General features: G+C 68.3%; 11 protein-coding genes. 4 read left to right on the plus strand and 7 right to left on the minus strand.

What is annotated here, in order from left to right; genetic code table 11:
* Positions 1–65 precede the first annotated feature (65 nt).
* Entirely contained in the window at positions 66–2,255 is a 2,190-nt protein-coding gene (locus tag KME82_RS19640) for a RelA/SpoT family protein (RefSeq protein ID WP_252255432.1), read from the minus strand.
* Between the two features lie 72 nt (positions 2,256–2,327).
* Here KME82_RS19640 and KME82_RS19645 point away from each other — a divergent pair, with 72 nt between their 5' ends.
* Positions 2,328–2,849: a hypothetical protein gene (locus tag KME82_RS19645; protein WP_215495503.1), complete on the plus strand. Its 522-nt coding sequence runs from the start codon at positions 2,328–2,330 to the stop codon at positions 2,847–2,849.
* 54 nt (positions 2,850–2,903) lie between these two features.
* On the plus strand, positions 2,904–3,389 hold the full coding sequence (locus tag KME82_RS19650; protein WP_215495504.1) for a hypothetical protein: 486 nt from the start codon (positions 2,904–2,906) through the stop codon (positions 3,387–3,389).
* A gap of 965 nt (positions 3,390–4,354) precedes the next feature.
* Here the strand turns inward: KME82_RS19650 and KME82_RS19655 are convergent.
* Complete coding sequence (locus KME82_RS19655; protein WP_215495505.1) at positions 4,355–8,569, minus strand: DUF3418 domain-containing protein; 4,215 nt, start codon at positions 8,567–8,569, stop codon at positions 4,355–4,357.
* A gap of 238 nt (positions 8,570–8,807) precedes the next feature.
* Here KME82_RS19655 and KME82_RS19660 point away from each other — a divergent pair, with 238 nt between their 5' ends.
* A complete protein-coding gene (locus KME82_RS19660) occupies positions 8,808–9,395 on the plus strand; it encodes a Dps family protein (RefSeq protein ID WP_215495506.1) in 588 nt (195 codons plus the stop codon).
* 384 nt (positions 9,396–9,779) lie between these two features.
* Complete coding sequence (gene recQ / locus KME82_RS19665) at positions 9,780–11,597, plus strand: DNA helicase RecQ (protein WP_215495507.1); 1,818 nt, start codon at positions 9,780–9,782, stop codon at positions 11,595–11,597.
* A 591-nt stretch (positions 11,598–12,188) separates the two neighbouring features.
* On the opposite strand, the gene KME82_RS19670 is transcribed toward recQ, so the two are convergent.
* The 5 genes from KME82_RS19670 to KME82_RS19690 form a co-directional block, all read right to left on the minus strand.
* Positions 12,189–13,901, minus strand: a complete 1,713-nt coding sequence (locus KME82_RS19670) for a ShlB/FhaC/HecB family hemolysin secretion/activation protein (protein ID WP_215495508.1) — start codon at positions 13,899–13,901, stop codon at positions 12,189–12,191.
* 252 nt (positions 13,902–14,153) lie between these two features.
* A complete protein-coding gene (locus KME82_RS19675; protein ID WP_215495509.1) occupies positions 14,154–15,653 on the minus strand; it encodes a collagen-like triple helix repeat-containing protein in 1,500 nt (499 codons plus the stop codon).
* 568 nt (positions 15,654–16,221) lie between these two features.
* Positions 16,222–17,109, minus strand: coding sequence for a PhzF family phenazine biosynthesis protein (locus KME82_RS19680; RefSeq protein WP_215495510.1), 888 nt, complete (start codon positions 17,107–17,109; stop codon positions 16,222–16,224).
* 337 nt (positions 17,110–17,446) lie between these two features.
* Complete coding sequence (locus tag KME82_RS19685; RefSeq protein ID WP_215495511.1) at positions 17,447–17,617, minus strand: hypothetical protein; 171 nt, start codon at positions 17,615–17,617, stop codon at positions 17,447–17,449.
* Positions 17,618–17,843: 226 nt separating this feature from the next.
* Positions 17,844–18,827, minus strand: coding sequence for a glycoside hydrolase family 6 protein (locus KME82_RS19690; RefSeq protein WP_215495512.1), 984 nt, complete (start codon positions 18,825–18,827; stop codon positions 17,844–17,846).
* Between the last annotated feature and the right edge of the window lie 460 nt (positions 18,828–19,287).

Genomic DNA, 19,287 nt, shown 5'->3' on the forward strand with positions numbered 1-19,287 from the left:
TTGCTGCTGCTGCTGCGGCCGTTACCGTAACCGTGCGCTTCCCCATCCACTACGACCCCAACACCTCACTGCCGCTGCGCGTACTCCACAGCCGGCAACGACGACAGCTTGCCGAGCAAGGTCGACAACTGGCCGTAGTCGGCCACCCGCAGGCGCAGGCGCAAACGCACCTGCGCGCCGTTGCGTTCGACATCGCTGCGGATGCTCAGCACGTGCGCGTTGGCCTGGGCGATCACGTTGGTGACTTCCTTGAGCAGCCACTTGCGGTCCAGCGCCAGCACTTCGATATCGACTTCGTAACCGCTGCCCTTGCGGCCCCACTCCACCGGCAGCACCCGCTGCGGCGTGGCCGCGGCCAGCCGTTCGAACGCCTGGCAACCGGGACGATGCACGCTGACGCCGCGGCCGCGGGTCAGATACCCGACGATGGGTTCGCCCGGCAGCGGCTGGCAGCAGCGCGCCAGCTGCACCAGCAGATTGCCGACGCCTTCGACGGTGAAATCGGTGGACTTGCCCGGCAGCTTGCGCGGCGCCGGCGGCGTGAGCACGGTGGTGCCGCTCGCACTCGCGACCGGCGGCGGCGCCGACTGCGCGCGTTCGTGTTCGAGCAGCGCGCGGCCGATCTGGTGCGGACCGAGGTCGCCGAGCGCGACCTGCACATACAGATCGCCATCGCTGGCCAGCATGAAACGTTCACGCGCCGGCGCGAGGTCGGCGCCGAGCAGGCCGAGCCGGCGCAGTTCCTTGTCGAGCAGTTCGCGGCCGGCGGTTTCGTTGCGCGAGCGATCGAGCTTGTGGAACCAGTTGCGGACCTTTTCACGCGAACGATTGCTGGCCAAAAAGCCGTTCGCCAGCACCAGCCAGTCGCGCCGCGGCTCGCCGGTTTTCGCGGTCAGGATCTCGACCCGGTCGCCGCTGCGCAGCTTGTGATCGAGCGGCACGATGCGTCCGTCGACCTTGGCGCCGCGGCAGCGATGACCGACCTCCGTATGCACGTGGTAGGCGAAATCCAGCGGCGTGGCGCCGGTCGGCAGATCGATCACCTCGCCCTTGGGAGTGAGCACGTAGACCCGGTCCTCGACCAGTTCGGTATCGAGCTCGCTCGCCAGCGCCTCGTCGCCGCCCTGACCGCCGTCGCCCTTGGCATCGAGCAATCGGCGCATCCAGGCGATCTTGCGATCGAACGCGGCGTCGGCGCTGTGGCTGCCGGCTTCCTTGTATTTCCAGTGTGCGGCCACGCCCAGTTCGGCCTGGCGGTGCATCTCGTGGGTGCGGATCTGCACTTCCAGGGTCTTGCCTTCCGGCCCGATCACCGCGGTGTGCAGCGAGCGGTAGTCGTTGCGCTTGGGCCGGGCGATGTAGTCGTCGAACTCGCTCGGCACCGGCGTCCAGGTCGCATGCACCACGCCGAGCGCGGCGTAGCACGCGCCCAGATCGTCGACCATCACCCGCACCGCGCGCAGGTCGTACAGCTCGCTGATCGGCGCGTCCTTGCGCTGCATCTTCTTCCAGATGCTGTAGATGTGCTTCGGGCGGCCGGCGACCTCGGCCTTGACCCCTTGCGCGCTCATCGCCTCGCGCAGGGTGCGCTTGACCTGTTCGATGTAGCGCTCGCGATCGCCGCGCTTTTCGTCGAGCAGGCGCGCGATCTTCTGATAGGTCTGCGGCTCCAGGTAACGGAACGCGAGGTCTTCGAGCTCCCACTTGAGCTGCCAGATGCCGAGCCGGTTGGCGAGCGGCGCGTGGATGTCGCGGGTCAGCGCGGCGAGTTCGCGGCGCGTGTCCGCCGGCAGGTGATCGGCGTGGCGCATGCGCGCGAGCTGGCGCGCGAGCAGGATCGGCACCACCCGCAGGTCGCGCACGATCGCCAGCAGCAGCCGGCGCAGCCCTTCGGTGCCCGAATGCCGGCCCTGTTCGGCGTGCAGCGCCCACACCTGGCCGGCGGCGCGCTGGCCGTCGAGCAAGGCCGCGACCACCGGGTAATCGCGCTCGAAGCCCGCGCCCATCGCGCTCGCCCAGCCCGGATAGGCGTGCAGGATCGCCGCGGCGACGGTGTCGCTGTCGGCGTCGAGCAGGGCCAGCGCGTCCAGGGTCGCGGCGACCACCTCCGGCGCGTCCAGCGCATTCGCCCCGGCCTGCGGCGCCTGCGCCGCCTCCAGCAAGGCCTTGCGCAGCGGTGCGGCCAGGGCCGCCGCCGCGGGCTGGGCCAGGACGTGGGTCGGATCGGGGCGGGACTGAGCGGCGGGAACGTTCACTGCGTGGGGACGGATCGAAGCGGGAAGTGCGAGCGTCTACACTAGCGAGCATCCGCCCCGAGGAACAGCACGATGTCCGCGATTCTCCTTTCCACGCCGCGCCGCGCGCTCGCCGTCGCCGCCGCGATCGCCCTGGCGCTGGCCGCGCCGGCCGCGCTGGCGCAGTCGAAGATCGAACAACAGATGAGCGCCGAACAGTTCAAGGCCGCCGGCCTGGACCAGCTCAGCCCCGAACAGCTGAGCAACCTGAACGCCTGGCTCAACCGCACCCTCGACACTGAAACCAGCAAGGCCGTGGTCAAGGCCAAGGAAGAAACCCGCGCCCAGGTCAAGCACGAGAACCGCGGCTTTCTCGGCTCGGGTTCGCGCGAGGCGGTGGTGGCGCGCATGACCGGCCCGTTCAACGGCTTCTCGCGCGGCCAGACCTACGTCCTCGACAACGGCCAGGAATGGCGCCAGGACGACAACGCCGACCTGCCCGGCGTGCATCTGGATGCGCCGCAGGTGCGCATCACCCCGAGCGTGATCGGCAACGTGTGGTACATGGCGGTGCAGGGCTACAACACCCGCGCCAAGGTCTCGCGGACCAAGTAAGCTGCGCGGCGACGACCGATTCCCCTTTCGCGTCCTATTTTTCGGAGTGTTCTCATGCGTGCGTTCGCCCCACTGAGCCTTGCCGTGCTGTTCGCCGTTTCCGCCGGCGCGAGCGCGGCCGAACGTCATTACGTGCCCGTCGAGCAGCGCTTCAGCGCCGAACAGATGCAGGCCACCGGCCTGTCGACGCTGTCGGCGCAGCAGCTGACGCTGTTGAACGAACTGCTGAGCCAGGATCAGACCAAGGCGGTCGCCGAAGCCGAGCGCAAGCTCCAGGCCGAACGCAACGACCCGTTTTCCAAGGTCGCCGCCGATCCGATCCACTCCACCATCCAGGGCGAATTCCGCGGCTTCTCCGGCGGCAGCGTGATCGTGCTCGACAACGGCCAGCGCTGGCGGGTGATCGACGGCTCGTTGTTCATCGGCAAGCCGGTGATGTCGCCGAAGGTCACCATCAAGCCCGGCATGATGGGCGCGTGGTATCTCGAAGTGGACGGGCAGATTCCGAAGGCCAAGGTCAAGCGGGTCGACGGGGGCTGAGGTTTCGCTTTCTATCGGCGGCCGCGGTGTCGGTCGCGCGAGGCATCACACAAGCAGTTGATCGCAAACGCCGGCGCATAGCCGGCGTTTGCGTTTGTGGGGATGGCGCTCGCAATACGCGCGCTTGGTTCTCGGCTTCTCAGCGGGCGCTCGGCGCGGCTGGTGGTTCGCGGTCGCGGCTTGCGCCGCTCCTACAGGGAGGCCATTCGGCTCTCGCTTTGGCTTGGGCACCAATTCGCGCAGTTCATCCAGCGCTGCGAGGCAGAGAACTCGCGTTGACAAAAGCACACCCGGAGGGCGGCGTGCAGGATGCACGCCGTGCGCCACCGGGACATGGATGTCCCGTGTGGCGCATGCCTGCGCAGGCAACGATCGTGCGGCTCTTGATTCGAAACAGGAACGCCTTTTTCTTTGGTGACTTTCTTTTGTGGCTCTGGACAAAAGAAAGTTACCCGCCGCTTTAGTGGCGGAAGCTTTTGATCCTGCTTGCAGCTTCTAAAGCTTTAGAGCTTTAGAGCTTTAGAGCTTTGAAGCCAAAGGCAAGATCTACAGCTTTCGTCCGCAAGCGGCCGAGTTACTTTCTTTTGTCAAAAGCGACAAAAGAAAGGTAACCAAAGAAAAACGCTTTTCTTTGAATCAAGGGCCCGCGCGTGCGGTGCTTGCGCAGGCATGCGCCACACGAGACATCCTGTCTCGGTGGCGCACGGCGCACATCCATGTGTGCCGCCCTCCGGGTGTGCTATTGTTCTCGCGAGTTACAAGCGTCGCAGCGCTGGATGAACTGCGCGGATTGAGGCTCAAGCCAAAGCGAAAGCCGAATGGCCTACCTGTAGGAGCGGCGCAAGCCGCGACCGCGCCACATCAACAACGGCGGCACTAAGCCAGAACCGATCAGATGCACGTCGCGGCCACCTAGTCCGCCGCACAAGGCGCACGCCGCATCGGTCCAATCCGCCGCGCACATTTCAACCCCGCAACGAAGCCAACCGCTGCGCCAGCTTCTTGGGCGACACCCCACCACGCACACCCAGTTCCTGCGCAAACAACGACACCCGCAGTTCCTCGATCTCCCAGCGCAACGCCTGCCACCCCGCATCCTCGGCCAGCCCAGCCGCCTGCGCCGCATCGAACGCATCGACGAACGGCTTGAGCTCCAGCATCCGCGCCTGATCGCGCACCGGATCGCGCAACGCGCGCTCGCTGCGCACCGACAGGGCCTTGAGATAACGCGGGTACTCGGCCAGCGCCGAAGTCGCGACATCGCGCAGGAACCCCGGCGGCGTCAGCCGCGCCAACTGCGCGCGCATGTCGTCGAGGTTGCCGCTGGCCCAGCCCATCAACGACGACTCCAACCGCGCGCGCGCCTCGGCAACGGCGCCGAGAATCGTCTCGGCCTGGCGCAGGCGTTCCATCGCCTCGGGAAACAGCTTGCGCGCGACGGTCTCGCGGCGCAGTTCGAAACCGGCCGGATCGCGCACCGCGACCAGGTCGGCGTCGTCGCCGAGCAGCGACTGCAACGCGCCGTCGACCAGGTCCTCGCGCAGGCGGTCGCTGTCGCGCGGCCGATCGTGCGAAGCGCGGTCCTGCGCCGCGCGCGTGGGCGACACGCGGTCCTTGCGCGGCGCGGCCGACTCGATCGCCGCATACAGCAGCCCGGTCTTGGCCTGGATCGGCATCTGCTTGCGCGCCTGCTTGAGCTTCTCGGCCATCGCGATCGCGAGCAGCCGGCGCACCCCGCCCGGATGCGCGCGCAACGCGGCCTCGCGCTCGGCGTGGACGCGCAGCGATACCGTGTCGCCGTCGTCGTGCAAGGCCGGAAACGCCGGCACGCCGGCCGCGCCGGGCACCGACATCGGGATCGGCTGATCGGGAAACACGGTCAAGCCCTGCTGGCCCAGGCCATCGGCGGCCTGCGCGGCGAACGCGCGCGCGGCGCGCTCGCCGAAGCGCTGGCGCAGCTCGTCGAGATCGCGCGACTCGGCCAGCACCTTGCGCTCGGCGTCCTTGCCGCCGCGCGGATCGGCCGCGTCGAGCAGGCGCAGGTTGATGCGCAGATGCGGCTCGATCGTGGTCGGATCGAAATCGGTCGCGGCCACTTCGGTGCCGGTGAGCTTGCGCAGGAACCGCGCCAGCACGCCGACCAGATCGTCGGCCTCGGCCTGGCGATGCGCCTCATGGAAGGCCTTGGCGAAATCCGGCGCCGGCACGAAGTTGCGGCGCAAGGTCTTGGGCAACGACTTGATCAGCGCGGCGGCCTTGTCAGCGACGAAGCCCGGCGCCAGCCACGACAGCTGCGCCGGATCGAGCGCGTTGAGCAGATGCAGCGGCACCGCCACGGTCATGCCGTCGTCGACCGCGCCGGGTTCGAAGCGATAGCGCACCGCCAGCCGCGCGTTGCCCAGTTGCAGGTACGGCGGGAACCGCGACGCCTCGGTCTCGCCGCCGACCATCAGATCGTTGTTGGACCATTCCAGCGCGCGCTTCTCGTCGGCCGGCAGCTTGGCGTACCACGCGTCCATCGCCTGCACGTTGTGGATCTGCGCCGGCAAGCGGTCGAGGTACCACTGCGCCATCCATTCCTCGTCCACGACCAGGCCGGCGCGGCGCTGCTTGGCTTCTTCCTCGTGCGCCTTGGCCAAGGTGGCGAGGTTGCGCGCGACGAACGCGGCGCGGGTGTTGATCTCGCCGGTCACCAGGGCATCGCGGGCGAAAATGATCCGGCTCTCTTCCGGATACAGCGCGCCGTAGTGGATCGGCCGCTTCGGCGCCAGCACCAGACCGAACAGGCTGATCTGTTCGCTGCCGACCACGCGGCCCTGCGAACGCGCCCAGCGCGGATCGTGATGGCGGCGCGCGAGCAGATGCGGCAGTTCCTGGATCGCCCAGTCCGGCTCGATCGTGGCGTTGGTCATCGACCACACCCGCTCGGTGTCGAGCAAGGTCGCCGACAGCAGCCACGGCGGCGGCTTCTTGGCCAACGGCGACCCCGGGAACAACTGGTACTTGCGCCCGCGCGGGCCATCGTACTGCCCCTTGTCGCCGCGAAAACCGATCTGGGTCGGCAAGCCCGCGATCAGCGCACGATGCAAGGTCGCGTAAGACTCGGCGTTCATCGAGGTCTCGCGCTCGGCCAATCCCGAATCCCGAATCCCGAATCCCAGCTCCTCACACAGCAGTTTCAACTGTCGATGCAACTCGCGCCATTCGCGCATGCGCAGGAAGCCGAGGAAATGCTTCTCGCACCAGCCGCGCAGCTTGGATTGGGTGAGGTCTTCGTGCGCGGTCTGGTAGGCGTCCCACAGCTTGAGGATGCCGACGAATTCCGAACGCGGATCGGCGAACAGCGCATGCGCCGCATCGGCCGCGCCGCGCTGGTCGGCCGGGCGCTCGCGCGGGTCCTGGATGCCGAGGAAGGCGGCGATCGCGATCATCTCGCGCAGGCAGCCGTGGGCGTTGGCCGCGACCAGCATGCGCGCGAGCTTCACGTCCACCGGCATGCGCGCCATGGTCCGGCCGATCGCGGTGAGCCGGCGTTGTTCGTCGACCGCGCCCAGTTCGGCCAGTTGCTGCCAGCCGTCGGCGATCGCGCGGCTGTCGGGCGGATCGAGGAACGGGAAATCCTCGATGATCCGCGCCGACGCGCCGTGCGCGGTCGCTGCGTCCTGTTCGGCGGCCGCCGCCGCGCCGCGCGGGCCGCGGCGTTTGTGACCGCCGCCGTCGACGCTGCCCAGACCCAGCGACAGCATGCGCAGGATCACCCCGGCCAGGGCGGCGCGGCGGATTTCCGGATCGGTGTAGCGCGGCCGCGATTCGAAATCCGGCTCGCTGTAGAGGCGATAGCAGGTGCCCTCGCTGATGCGCCCGCAGCGGCCCTTGCGTTGGTCGGCGCTGGCCTGCGAGACCGGTTCGATGTGCAGCCGGTCGAGCTTGCCGCGCGGGCTGTAGCGCTTGACCCGGGCTAGGCCGGGGTCGACCACGTAGCGGATGCGCGGCACGGTCAGCGAGGTTTCGGCGACGTTGGTCGCCAGCACGATGCGGCGCTTGGGGCCGGGATTGAACACCCGGTCCTGATCGCGCACCGACAGCCGCGCGTACAGCGGCAACACCTCGGTTTCGCGGTACTTGCGCCGCTCCAGCGCCTGGTGCGCGTCGCGGATCTCGCGCTCGCCCGACAGGAAGATCAGCACGTCGCCTCGCGGATCTTCGCGGGTGATTTCGTCGCAGGCGGCGACGATGCCGTCGTTGACGCTCATGGCCGAGATCCGGGATTCGGGATTCGGGATTCGTTTCGGAGCACGCGAGGCATCGCCCGCGACGGGACGATCCGCTCCTGCGACTCCCGAGTCCCCATTCCCGATTCCCGCATCGTCCAAAGGACGATAGCGAACGTTCACCGGATAGCCGCGGCCCTCGACACTGACCACCGGCGCGCCGTCGAAATGCGCGGCAAAGCGCTCGGTGTCGATGGTCGCCGAGGTGACGATGATCTTCAGGTCGCTGCGTTTTTTCAGCAGCTGCTTGAGATAGCCCAGCAGGAAGTCGATGTTGAGGCTGCGTTCGTGCGCCTCGTCGATCAGGATCGTGTCGTAGGCCGACAGCCAGCGGTCGGACTGGATTTCGGCCAGCAGGATGCCGTCGGTCATGAACTTGACCGCGGTGCGCTCGCCGACGTTGTCGTTGAAGCGGACCTGATAGCCGACCAACTCGCCGAGCGGGGTATCGAGCTCCTCGGCCACGCGCCGGGCGACCGCGCGCGCGGCGATGCGGCGCGGCTGGGTGCAGCCGATCATGCCGGCGGCGCCGCGGCCGGCGGCCAGGCACAGCTTGGGCAACTGGGTGGTCTTGCCCGAACCGGTTTCGCCGGCGATCACCACCACCGGGTGCTTGCGGATCAGCTCGACGATGCGCTCGGCCTCGGCCGCGATCGGCAGCGCCGGGTCGGCGGGCACCTGCGGCAGCGACGCCGCGCGCGCTGCGCGCTGCGCGACCGAGGCCGCCAAGGCCTGCGCGAACGCCGCCTGCGCCTGCGCGTCGGCCGGCTTGCCGCTCCAGCGCGACCACAGGCCGTGCAGGCGGCCGCGGTCGCGGCTCAATCCGCCGTCGATCGCGTTGCGCGCCTGCCGTAACGCGGCGCTAGCATCCGCGTGGCTAGACTGATGTTTGGAATTGCTGGTGTTCATCGATAGATCGTTTGCATCGCAGCGCTAGGAACAAACCATTTCACATCGCGATCGACAGCGCCTATTGTCGCCGCAGTGTCCGACGCGAGCGTCGGAACCCTTTCGATTCGATGCCGGCCCGCCCGCGACACGCTTGAAATCCGGGGCCCGCGTCGAAACGTATTGCGCTTCGGCGCGCGCGCCGAAGCGTTTTGCCACCGTCCCGCCTCACCATCCGCACTGGAATAAGGAGTCCCCCATGGCCAAGGTCAGCAAGCCCGGAAAACCGGACAAATCCTCGTCCAAGAAGTCCGCATCCCCGTTGTCGTCGGCCAGCCCGGCCGCATCGCCCGCCGCCGGCAGCAGCGCGCCCTCGATCGATATTGGGATTTCGCCGGGCGATCGCAAGAAGATCGCCGAAGGTCTGTCGCGTTTTCTCGCCGACAGCTACACCTTGTACCTGAAGACCCACAATTTCCATTGGAACGTGACCGGGCCGATGTTCAACGCCCTGCACGTCATGTTCGAAACCCAGTACACCGAGCAGTGGACCGCGCTGGACGACATCGCCGAGCGGATCCGCGCGCTGGGCTTCAACGCGCCGGGCTCGTACGCCGAATTCGTCAAGCTCAGCTCGATCCCGGAAGAAGCCGGCCTGACCGAGGCCGCCGATTGGCGCGAAATGGTCCGCCAGCTGGTGGTCGGCAACGAAGCGGTGTGCCGCACTGCGCGCAAGGTACTCGACCAGGCCGACGACGTCGATGACGCGCCGACCGAGGACCTGCTGACCCAGCGCCTGCAGACCCACGAGAAGTATGCGTGGATGCTGCGTTCGCTGCTGCAGTAATCGCGATCCAGCGGTACCCGGCGGGCGCGGCGATGGCCGCGCCCGTTGCGTTTGCGGGGTTGGCTGGAGTCTGCGGGCGGCCGAGGGCGGGGTTTGCGGGTGGCGCTCGGAAAGCCGGGCGATCCGGCCGAAAAGCGTCGGGGCTCAAGCCCCTCCCACAAAAGCAGCCTGGCCGCAAAAGTGGCCGCGGTTCCGAGGTCTCTGTGGGAGGGGCTTTAGCCCCGATGTTCTCCGCTCCGACGCGACGATCCCCAACCAGCCCCAACCCGCCACATCCCCGACCCCAGCGCAAGCCAAGCCCTGATCCGCCGACACCGACATCGCCGACCACCCGCGCCGCCAGTTTCCGACCGGCCCGCGAACCGGCCCGGTTAAACTAGCCCCATGCCTTCCCCCGCACTCGAGTTACTGCACCGCGTTTTCGGCCATACCGCGTTCCGCGGCGAACAGGCGCAGATCGTCCAGCACGTGATCGACGGCGGCGACGCCCTGGTGCTGATGCCCACCGGCGGCGGCAAGTCGCTGTGCTACCAGATTCCCTCGCTGATCCGCGAAGGCTGCGGTCTGGTGGTCTCGCCGCTGATCGCGCTGATGCAGGACCAGGTCGAGGCGATGCGCCAGCTCGGCGTGCGCGCGGCCTATCTCAATTCCACCCTGAGCAGCGAGGACGCGGCCGAGGTCGAGCGCCAGTTGCTGGCCGGCGAGCTCGATCTGCTTTACGTCGCGCCCGAACGCCTGCTCAGCGGCCGCTGCCTGAACCTGATCGACCGCGCCAAGATCGCCCTGTTCGCGATCGACGAAGCGCACTGCGTATCGCAATGGGGCCACGACTTCCGCCCCGAATACCGCGAACTGACGATCCTGCACGAGCGCTGGCCCGACATCCCGCGCATCGCCCTGACCGCCACCGCCGACGAGCCGACCCAGCGCGAGATCGCCGAACGGCTGACTCTGGAAGACGCGCGCCGCTTCGTCAGCTCGTTCGATCGCCCCAACGTGCGCTATCGCGTGGTGCACAAGGACAACGGCACCCGTCAGCTGCTCGATTTCCTCGCCGGGCATCGCGACGAAAGCGGCATCGTCTATGCGTTCTCGCGCAAGCGGGTGGAATCGGTGGCCGAGCAGCTGGCCGCCGCCGGGATCAAGGCCCTGCCCTACCACGCCGGCATCGACGCCGGCGTGCGCGCCGCCAACCAGCGCCGCTTCCTGCAGGAAGACGGGGTGGTGATGGTCGCGACGATCGCCTTCGGCATGGGCATCGACAAGCCCGACGTGCGTTTCGTCGCCCACATCGACCTGCCCAAGTCGATCGAAGGCTATTACCAGGAGACCGGACGCGCCGGCCGCGACGGCGAACCGGCCGAAGCCTGGCTGTGCTACGGCCTGGGCGATGTGGTCAACCTGCGCCAGCTGATCCAGCAAGGCGAAGCCGGCGAAGAACGCAAGCGTCTTGAGCTGCGCAAGCTCGATTCCCTGCTGGGCTTCTGCGAATCCACCGAATGCCGGCGCAAGGCGCTGCTCGGATGGTTCGGCGAGCCGCACCCCGGCAACTGCGGCAATTGCGACAACTGCATGGAGCCGCCGCAAAGTTGGGACGGCACCACCGCCGCGCGCAAGGCGCTGTCGTGCGTGTACCGCACCGGCCAGCGCTTCGGCGCCGGCCACGTGATCGACGTGCTGCGCGGCACCGCGACCGAGAAAGTCACCCGTTTCGGTCACGAAGCGCTGAGCACCTTCGGCATCGGCAGCGACCTGGACGTCAAACAGTGGAGCAGCGTGTTCCGGCAACTGGTCGCCGCCGGCCTGCTGGAAGCCGACATCGAACGCCACGGCGCGCTGCGCCTGACCGCCGACAGCGCACCGGTGCTGCGCGGCGAACGCGAACTGCGCTTTCGCACCGAAGCGCCCAAGGCCGCGCGCGCGAGCACCCGCAAGACCCGCGGCGGCGCGAGCGCGGCGCCGATGATCGACATGGACCCGGCTTCGCTGCTGCGCTTCAACGCCCTGCGCGAATGGCGCTCGACCACCGCGCGCGAACAGAACGTGCCAGCGTACGTGATCTTCCACGACAGCACCTTGCGCGCGATCGCCGAAAATGCTCCCGATGATCTCGACGATCTCGGCCGCATTCCCGGCATCGGCGTGAGCAAGCTCGATCGTTATGGCGAGGCGGTGTTGCAGCATTTGCTCGATCACGGCTGAAATCGCGGTTCGAAAGCGCCACCGAGTAGCCGCGCAGAAGCGACTGTAGGAGCGACGCAAGTCGCGACCGCGACCTCTTGGCCACGACGCAAGCGCGATGACGCGGTCGCGGCTCGCGCCGCTCCTACAGGGGGTGACCGCAGCTTCGTTCCTAGCTGTAGGAGCGACGCAAGTCGCGACAGCGACATCACAGCCACAACGCAAGCGCGGTAGCGCGGTCGCGGCTCGCGCCGCTCCTACAGTGAGCGGCCGCAGATTCGTTTCAAGCTGTAGGAGCGCCGCAAGTCGCGACCGCGACCTCTTGACCACGACGCAAGCGCGATGACGCGGTCGCGGCTCGCGCCGCTCCTACAGGGAGCGACCACAGATTCGTTTCACGCTGTAGGAGCACCGCAAGTCGCGACCGCGACCTCTCGGCCACGACGCAAATGCGATGACGCGGTCGCGGCTCGCGCCGCTCCTACAGTGAGCGGCCGCAGATTCGTTTCGGGCTGTAGGAGCGCCGCAAGTCGCGACCGCGACATAACGGTTACGTCGCAACCACCACCAACGGCGACGGACACAACGGCTGCAACGGCTGCAATAACCGCCCTACTGCACCTGATACGAAAAATTCAAATTCCACCGCGCCTTGCGGTCGTCGGTCTCCAGCGGAATATCCGCGGTCGGCTTGGCATAGGCGAAGTCGATGTTGAAATGCTTGTTGTCGGACAAGCGCAGGCCCAGCGCGACGCTGCCCAGGTCGTCGATCGGCGGGCGGCCCTGGGTCAGCGAGACGCGTGCGTGCTGCACGGCCAGGTACGGGGTCACCGACTTGAGCCATTGGGTGTTCGGACGGAAGTTGCGGCTCAGCTCCAGCGCCGCGCCCCAGCCCTTGTCGCCGGAGGTTTCGCCCGGGTCGTAGGCCAGGCCGAAGCGGGTGCCGCCGAAACTGATCTGCTCCGACGACGGCAGACGCTGGCGGCTGTACTGCGCGGTCGCGCGCAGCACCGCGGCGTAACGTTGTTCCTTCCAGGTGCGGCTCTGCGCGTAGCCCAGGTTGTAGCGGGTGAACGACACGTCGCTCGCGCCGGCCACGTCGATGCCGTCGATGTTGGTGACCGTGTCGGCCGACGCGCCCCAGGCGTCGAGCCCGCGCGCGATCGAAACACTCGCTTGCCGCGCGTGATTCTTCTTGGCCTCGGCGTAATCCAGGCCCGCGGTCACCACCCGGGTCTTGGAGCGCTGTTCGAGCAAGGCGCCGTTGATCGTATTGAAGTAGCGGTCGGACTGATCGGCGGCGTACACGCCGGCCGAGACGAACAGCGATCGCTCGTTGCGCAACAGCAGCGGATAACGCGCGCTGATCGACACGCGGTCCTGTTCGACCCGGTGATCGAGGAACGCCGGCAGCGGCGTCTGGGTGACCGGCACGCCGCGATAGCGCGAACCGTCGACCCGGCCGATCCAGCCGTCGCTACCGATCAGCTGCGAATACCCGGCGCTGTAGAAGCGTTCGTTGCTGCGGCCGTCCGGGTACAGCGCGGCCAGACTCCATTGCTCGGCCAGCGAAGTCAGCGCATTGAGGTTGAGCGTCGCCAGGCCCTGGGTGCCGGGATGGTTGAATTCCAGCGCCCAGCTGGCGTCGTAGCGCTTGCCGCCGACGTTGAGGTCGAGCGAGGTCGCGCCGTCGGTGGTGGTCGGCGCCGGCACGTTGATGGTCATCTTCGCGCCCGGCAGGAAGCCCAGGATCTGCGAATAGCGTTCGAAGGTGCTCTGGCGCAGCGGCCGGTCGTCGATGATGTGCTGGGCGATCGCGCGGATCTTGCGTTCCATCTTGCCGGGCTTGCCGCCGACGCGGACCTGGGCGACATAGCCCTCGACCGCGACCACGCGCACGGTGCCGTCGGCGAAGTCCTGGGTCGGCACGTAGCAGAACGACAGCGCGTAGCCGCGTTCGCGATACAGCTTGGTGCAGGTCTCGGCGGCGCCGAGCAGGTCGGCGACGGTGATCTGCCGGCCGATCAAGGGAATGAACAAACCGGTGACCTGTTCGAACGGCACCGACTTGACCCCGGACACTTCGAACCGGATCGGCGTCAGCGGCACCGCGAGCAACGCGGCCATTTCCGGATTCTGCTGCGGCGCGACGGTGGTGCTGACCTTCGGCTCGGCCTTGGGCAGCGGCACCTGCGGCAGGGTTTGCAACGGATTGCCGGTGGTCGGCAATCGTGGCTGGGTCTGAGAATGCGCCGTGGTCGCCGCGAGCATCGCGGTGATCGCCAGCGCCAGTGGATAGCGCTTCCCCCAAAGCCCTGTATCCATGCGGAGCCCCTTGTGCCTCGGCGGTGGCTTTCGCCCTTGCTGCGCCGGGCCGGTTGTCGTTGTTGTTTTGGTCTGACTCGGGCGAACGGTGTGTCCGGGTTGAGTGCCTGGTCTGGACTCCGGTTTCGGTTGCGGCCCCGGATGCGCGCGGCCGAGGCCGAAAACGCATCCGCGAGCCTGGGTTCGACTCTACGACCTGGGCGCGCGACGGGAACGGCGCGATGCCGTTCCCGCGCGCCAGGTCACATCCGATCAGGGCTTACCGCCCTTTTTGCCCAGCAGGCCGGTGCCGAGCAGGCCACCCTTGCTGCTGTCGTTGCCGAGCACGCCGCCGAGCAGGCCGCCGTTGGCATTGTTGAGCCCGGTCGCCCCGGCCACGCCGTTGACGACCGTGCTCAGCCCCTGAGTCACCGGCTGCAGCGGTCCGTTGACCGCCGCGGTCGCACCCGTGCCGACCGTGGTCACGCCGCCGCCCACGCCGGTCAGGACACCGCCGACCAGGCCGGTGACCGGCGCCAACGGCGTCGAGCCGCCCACGCTGGCCACGCCCGCGCCGACGCCGCCGACCGTGCCGCCGAGACCGGCGACGCCGCTGGTCACGCCGGCCGCGGTCACCCCGACCGGGTTGGCGATGCTGCCGGCATTGCCCAGCCCCGCGGTGATGCCCGCGCCGACCGTACCGAGATTGTTGCTGACGCCGGTGACCGCGCCGCCGACCAGACCGGCCGCGCCGCCCGGGACCGGAGCGCCGCTGAGCGCGCCGCCGAGCGCCGCGCCGGCCGACGCCACGCCGCCGACCACGCCGCCCGCGCCCTGCGACACGTTGGCGACCAGATTGCCGCCGCCGCTGCCGCCGGTACCGCCGCCGTTGGTCTGGCCCAGCCCCGCGACCGGCTTGAGCACCGCGCTGAGCGCGCCGGTCAGCGACTGACCGGCCGAGCCTTCGAGCACGCCGCCGAGCTTGCCGCCGACATCCTTGACCCCGTTGCCGACGCCCGAGACCAGTCCGCCGGCCGCGCTGGTGAGCGGCTGGATCGGCGAGCCCTGGAACGCGCCGACCGTGGCGACCGTCTTGCCCAGGTCGTCGACCGTGGTGCCGACGTTGACCACCAGATTGTCGACCCCGCCGACGGTGGTGCCGACCGGATTGCTGATATTGCCGATCTGGCCCAGCCCGCTGCTGGTCGACAGGCCCAGCCCGCTGACCGTCTTGCCCAGGTCGTCGACGACCTTGGCCAGGCCCTGCGTGGTCGGGTTGTTGCCGCCGAGCAAGGCCTGATTGGGAATCTGCGCGCCGAGCGTGCTGACCCCGCCGCCGATGCCGGTGACCAAGTTACCGGCCACGGTCACGATCGCGCCCAAGGCATTGCCAGGCACGCTGGTGCCGCCCGGACCACCAGGACCACCGGGATTGCCCGGACCGCCGGGTCCGCCCGGATTGCCCGGACCACCGGGACCACCGGGACCACCTGGGCCACCGGGATTGCCGGGACCACCCGGACCGCCCGGATTACCCGGACCGCCGGGGCCGCCCGGATTGCCGGGGCCGCCGGGGCCACCCGGACCGCCGGGATCGCCCGGACCACCGGGGCCGCCCGGATCGCCGGGGCCACCGGGTCCGCCCGGATTAGGATTGAAGTTGGATTTGACCCCGCCCGAGCCCGAGCAACCGGTCGTCGATACGGTGATCGTCAGAATGCACGCCGCCAGCAAGCTGTAGGAAAGGGCTTTGCGAATGCCACGAGTGTCCATCACGTCCTCCGAACGCAGCGTTGCGCTGCTCCGTGCCTGGGTTTATCGCTGCGCCTGCGTTCGCGGGGGCGACACCGGCTGAGCGCCGATACCACACATTCAAAGTGTTGTTTGACTGTGTACGGCGTGAGGCTGCTCCTGTTTAGGGTCTAGGACAAGTGATGAAACCGGTCCAGGCGCGCGGCCAATGCGATATTTCCGATAGCCGGTAATTCTCGTGAGAAAGCGTGATTTTCGTTCACCGGGGGCGGCTGAAACGCGACCGCGTCACCACAACGGACAGGCTCGGGCGCCGGGAGCGAGCGAGGAGTTACCGAAGTGGAAAAAGAATTTCCAACAGCCACCCAAACGTGCAGTCGGCAGGGACTGTGCGATGGCGGCGGCCCGGCAACGGCGCACATCGCCGTGCATGCGAGGATCGACCTGAAATGCCTGCGCTGCGCGGCCCGCCTGTCGATGGCCCCTACGCAAGAATTTACGTTTTTTACGTAAACGCGGGACGTGCGTAATTTTTCGCCGCGCAATCTAAATTCGGTGCCACGCCGCAATCCCTAACGTGCCGGCCGTCTCACCATTCGACCGTGCCGCGGATCACCGCCTGGACCCGCCCGCCGATCCAGACCTCGCCGTCCTCGTCGATGCGGACCTCGACGCAGCCGTCGCGGCCGACTTCGCGGCCCTGGCTGACGCTGTAGCGATCGCCCGGCGCGAGCCGGCCGGCCTCCAGCAGCGCGGCGGCGATCGCCGCGTTCGCGCTGCCGGTCACCGGGTCCTCGGCGATCCCGTCGCCCGGGCAGAACGCGCGCACCACGTAGTCGTAACCCGGATCGCGGCTGCGCGCGAACACCGCCAGCCCCAGCGCGTCGTCGCCGGCCAGGGCGAGGACGGCGTTGAGGTCGGGCTGCAGGCTGCGTACCGGGTCGGGCCGATCGGGTTGGTCGGGCGCGGCGTCCAGTTCGACCACCCACCAGCGCGGACCGTTGTCCCACAAGCCAGGCGCCAGCGCGCCGCGCGGCCAACCGGCGAGCGCCGCGTCCAGGCGCTGCGCGGTGGCGCGATCGTGATCGCAACGCCGCGCATGCGGCGCGCGCACGCTGACCCGCATGCCGGTGGCGTCGTGGACGATCCGCACCGGCAGCAGACCGGCCGCGCACTCCTGCAGCAGCGACTCGCTGTCGGCCGGCACCCGCCGCGCATCGATCGCCGCCCACGCCGCGCCGAGACTCGGATGGCCGGCGAACGCGAGTTCCTGCCGCGGCGTGAAGATGCGCACGCGATAGTCGGCGCCGGCCTGCGGCGGCAGCAGGAAGATCGTCTCGGGCAGATGCATCCAGGCTGCGAACGACTGCATCGCCGCGGTGTCGAGGTCCTGCGCGTCGAACACCACCGCCAGCGGATTGCCCGCGCCGATGCGATGGGCGAACACGTCCAGTTGCAGGTAGCGGCGCAGGGTCATGAGCCCGGATCGTACCGATTGCCGACGCCGCCGACAGTGGCTTCAGGCCGATTGACGCCGCCGCGATGGCGGCTGTACTCGCCAAGCCGCTGCGCCCGCGCACAGCGGTTGCCGTGCTGGCCGGCGCCGCGGCCACGGCGGCAGCAATAAATCGCCGCACAACACGCTGCATCCACGAATGCAGCGCATTGCGCGACGCTCCGCGAATCGCAGCCGCCGGCGCCTGGAGCGCGCGACCGGCGTGAGTCGGAGGGGGCGTCGGACCCTGCTGCGTAGCGGAGAAACACGGATGCGGCCAGCGCGGCTGACGCCGCCGCGGCGGATGCATCGGGAACGATCAACGGCGCGCGGATCGGACCTCGCGCTCGTGCATCGCCGGCGCGGCATCGTGCGTCGCGCGCGAGGCGCCACGATCGACCGACAAGGCGACGCTGCTGAAGAACACGGTCTGGCAAACAATCGCCAGCCACAGCCGATGCACGACCGGGCGGCGTGGGAACGAACGCATGCGACATCACTCCTGGACAACGAACGAACAACCAAACCGGCAATCGAACATCGCGCGGCCCGGGCAAACGCTGGGCAAACAACGCCCGGACCAGCGCGCCGATGGCGATGGCCGATAGAAAACAACAATGCCGCGACTACGGTCCGCGCCGGCGCATCACGCGAACGAGCCTATCGACGCCGAAAAAGGCGATCCGATCGAACATGGGTCCGAGGCGAACCGCGGCTCAACGCCCCTCGATCAGCCGCGTGGCGATATCGGGCGAAAACTCGCCCGCCGGCGTATTCGGCGCGATCCCGCACTTGCCGTCCGAATCGCCGGGCACCTTGACCCACAACAGCATCTCCGCGCCGCTGCCCCTGTTCTGCGAAACAGCCCCGAGCTTGCGCCCGCCCGGATTGCACCACTCGCCGTTAGAGCCGTTGCCGTTGCGGCTGGTATCGACCACGAAGGTTTTGCTGTAGCCGAACTGGCGCTGCAACGACGCCGCCACCGCCTTGCCGTAGGCATTGGAATCGGCGGTGGTGTGATAGTTCGACACGTTCAAGGCGAAGCCGCGCAGATCGCGCGCGCCGGCCGAATTCAGGCGCCGCGCCATTTCGTCCGCGGCGATCCAGCTGGCGTTGCCGCCGTCGTGATAGACCAGCGCATTGGGCGCGCGCGCCTTGAACTCGCGCGCGGCGTGCTGCAGCAGGCCGATGCGCACCGAACGCTGATCCGCCGCGAGGCAATCGAGTTGCGCCAGCGCGTCGGGTTCGATCACCACCACCGCGCGGCGGTTGCCGATGCCCGAGGCGAAACTCGATATCCAGGTGCGATACGCCTGCGGGCTGCCGGCGCCGCCACCGGAGTGACTGCCGCAGTCGCGCCCGGGAATGTTGTAGGCGACCAGGATCGGCAGCTTGTCGGCCGCGCGCGCGGCGTCGACGAAGGTCGTCACCGCGGTGCCGATGTTGCCGCTCCAATTGCCGAACCAGCGCGCCATCGGTCGGGTCGCGATCGAACTGCGGATCGCGTTCGCGCGGGTGTCGGCTGGATGATTGCGCACCCACAGCGCCGGGTTGGAATCGGGATCGACGTAGAAGCCGCTGTTCTGGTTGGCCGCGACCGCGCAGGCCGGCGCCAACGCCGCGGCCAGCACGAGCGTCGCGAACACCCGACGCGTTTGCGAAGCGAGCACAACCGAACGGACCGAGATTGTTTGACGCATGTCTCTTCCTGCAAGTGACGCGGGGATGGATACCGCCGATGGCGACGCGAAGGTTTCGCGCGCTACTTAGTTTTGCTTACGACTGCCATCAGCTTTGCTTTGTTCGCCGATGCCGACGACGGCCAAAATGACCTCGAAATCCAGGCCGCTCTTCCAAGCGCCTCACACTTTCGAACATCCGCGCCGGCACCGCATCGACAGCCTGTAAATCGCATGTTAGTCGTGGCGGCATGCTCACTCCCCGGAGCATGCCGCCTTCGACTTCGACCTCAGCCCGATCAGACAAGCCGATCAAACCGCTGCCGAACACTCCCTCCAGAGCATGCGTTCCAGTCTAGGCCGATAGCCTGTCGCCGACCTGTCGCGCGCGTCCACGCCGCGCGCCGCGCGTCGCACACGCCGCATCGGCTTGCCGCCCAAGCTCGTCGTCCGCGCGTTCGCGCGCGGCGCCGCTTGCGTT

This window comes from Lysobacter capsici (assembly GCF_018732085.1).
Taxonomy (GTDB): Bacteria; Pseudomonadota; Gammaproteobacteria; order Xanthomonadales; family Xanthomonadaceae; genus Lysobacter; species Lysobacter capsici_A.

Bases quoted from the DNA above. Each gene is read 5' to 3' on its own strand.
- KME82_RS19645 (WP_215495503.1), top strand. From the start codon at position 2,328: ATGTCCGCGATTCTCCTTTCCACGCCGCGCCGCGCGCTCGCCGTCGCC.
- KME82_RS19650 (WP_215495504.1), top strand. From the start codon at position 2,904: ATGCGTGCGTTCGCCCCACTGAGCCTTGCCGTGCTGTTCGCCGTTTCC.
- KME82_RS19655 (WP_215495505.1), bottom strand. From the start codon at position 8,569: ATGAACACCAGCAATTCCAAACATCAGTCTAGCCACGCGGATGCTAGC.
- KME82_RS19660 (WP_215495506.1), top strand. From the start codon at position 8,808: ATGGCCAAGGTCAGCAAGCCCGGAAAACCGGACAAATCCTCGTCCAAG.
- recQ (WP_215495507.1), top strand. From the start codon at position 9,780: ATGCCTTCCCCCGCACTCGAGTTACTGCACCGCGTTTTCGGCCATACC.
- KME82_RS19670 (WP_215495508.1), bottom strand. From the start codon at position 13,901: ATGGATACAGGGCTTTGGGGGAAGCGCTATCCACTGGCGCTGGCGATC.
- KME82_RS19675 (WP_215495509.1), bottom strand. From the start codon at position 15,653: ATGGACACTCGTGGCATTCGCAAAGCCCTTTCCTACAGCTTGCTGGCG.
- KME82_RS19680 (WP_215495510.1), bottom strand. From the start codon at position 17,109: ATGACCCTGCGCCGCTACCTGCAACTGGACGTGTTCGCCCATCGCATC.
- KME82_RS19685 (WP_215495511.1), bottom strand. From the start codon at position 17,617: ATGCGTTCGTTCCCACGCCGCCCGGTCGTGCATCGGCTGTGGCTGGCG.
- KME82_RS19690 (WP_215495512.1), bottom strand. From the start codon at position 18,827: ATGCGTCAAACAATCTCGGTCCGTTCGGTTGTGCTCGCTTCGCAAACG.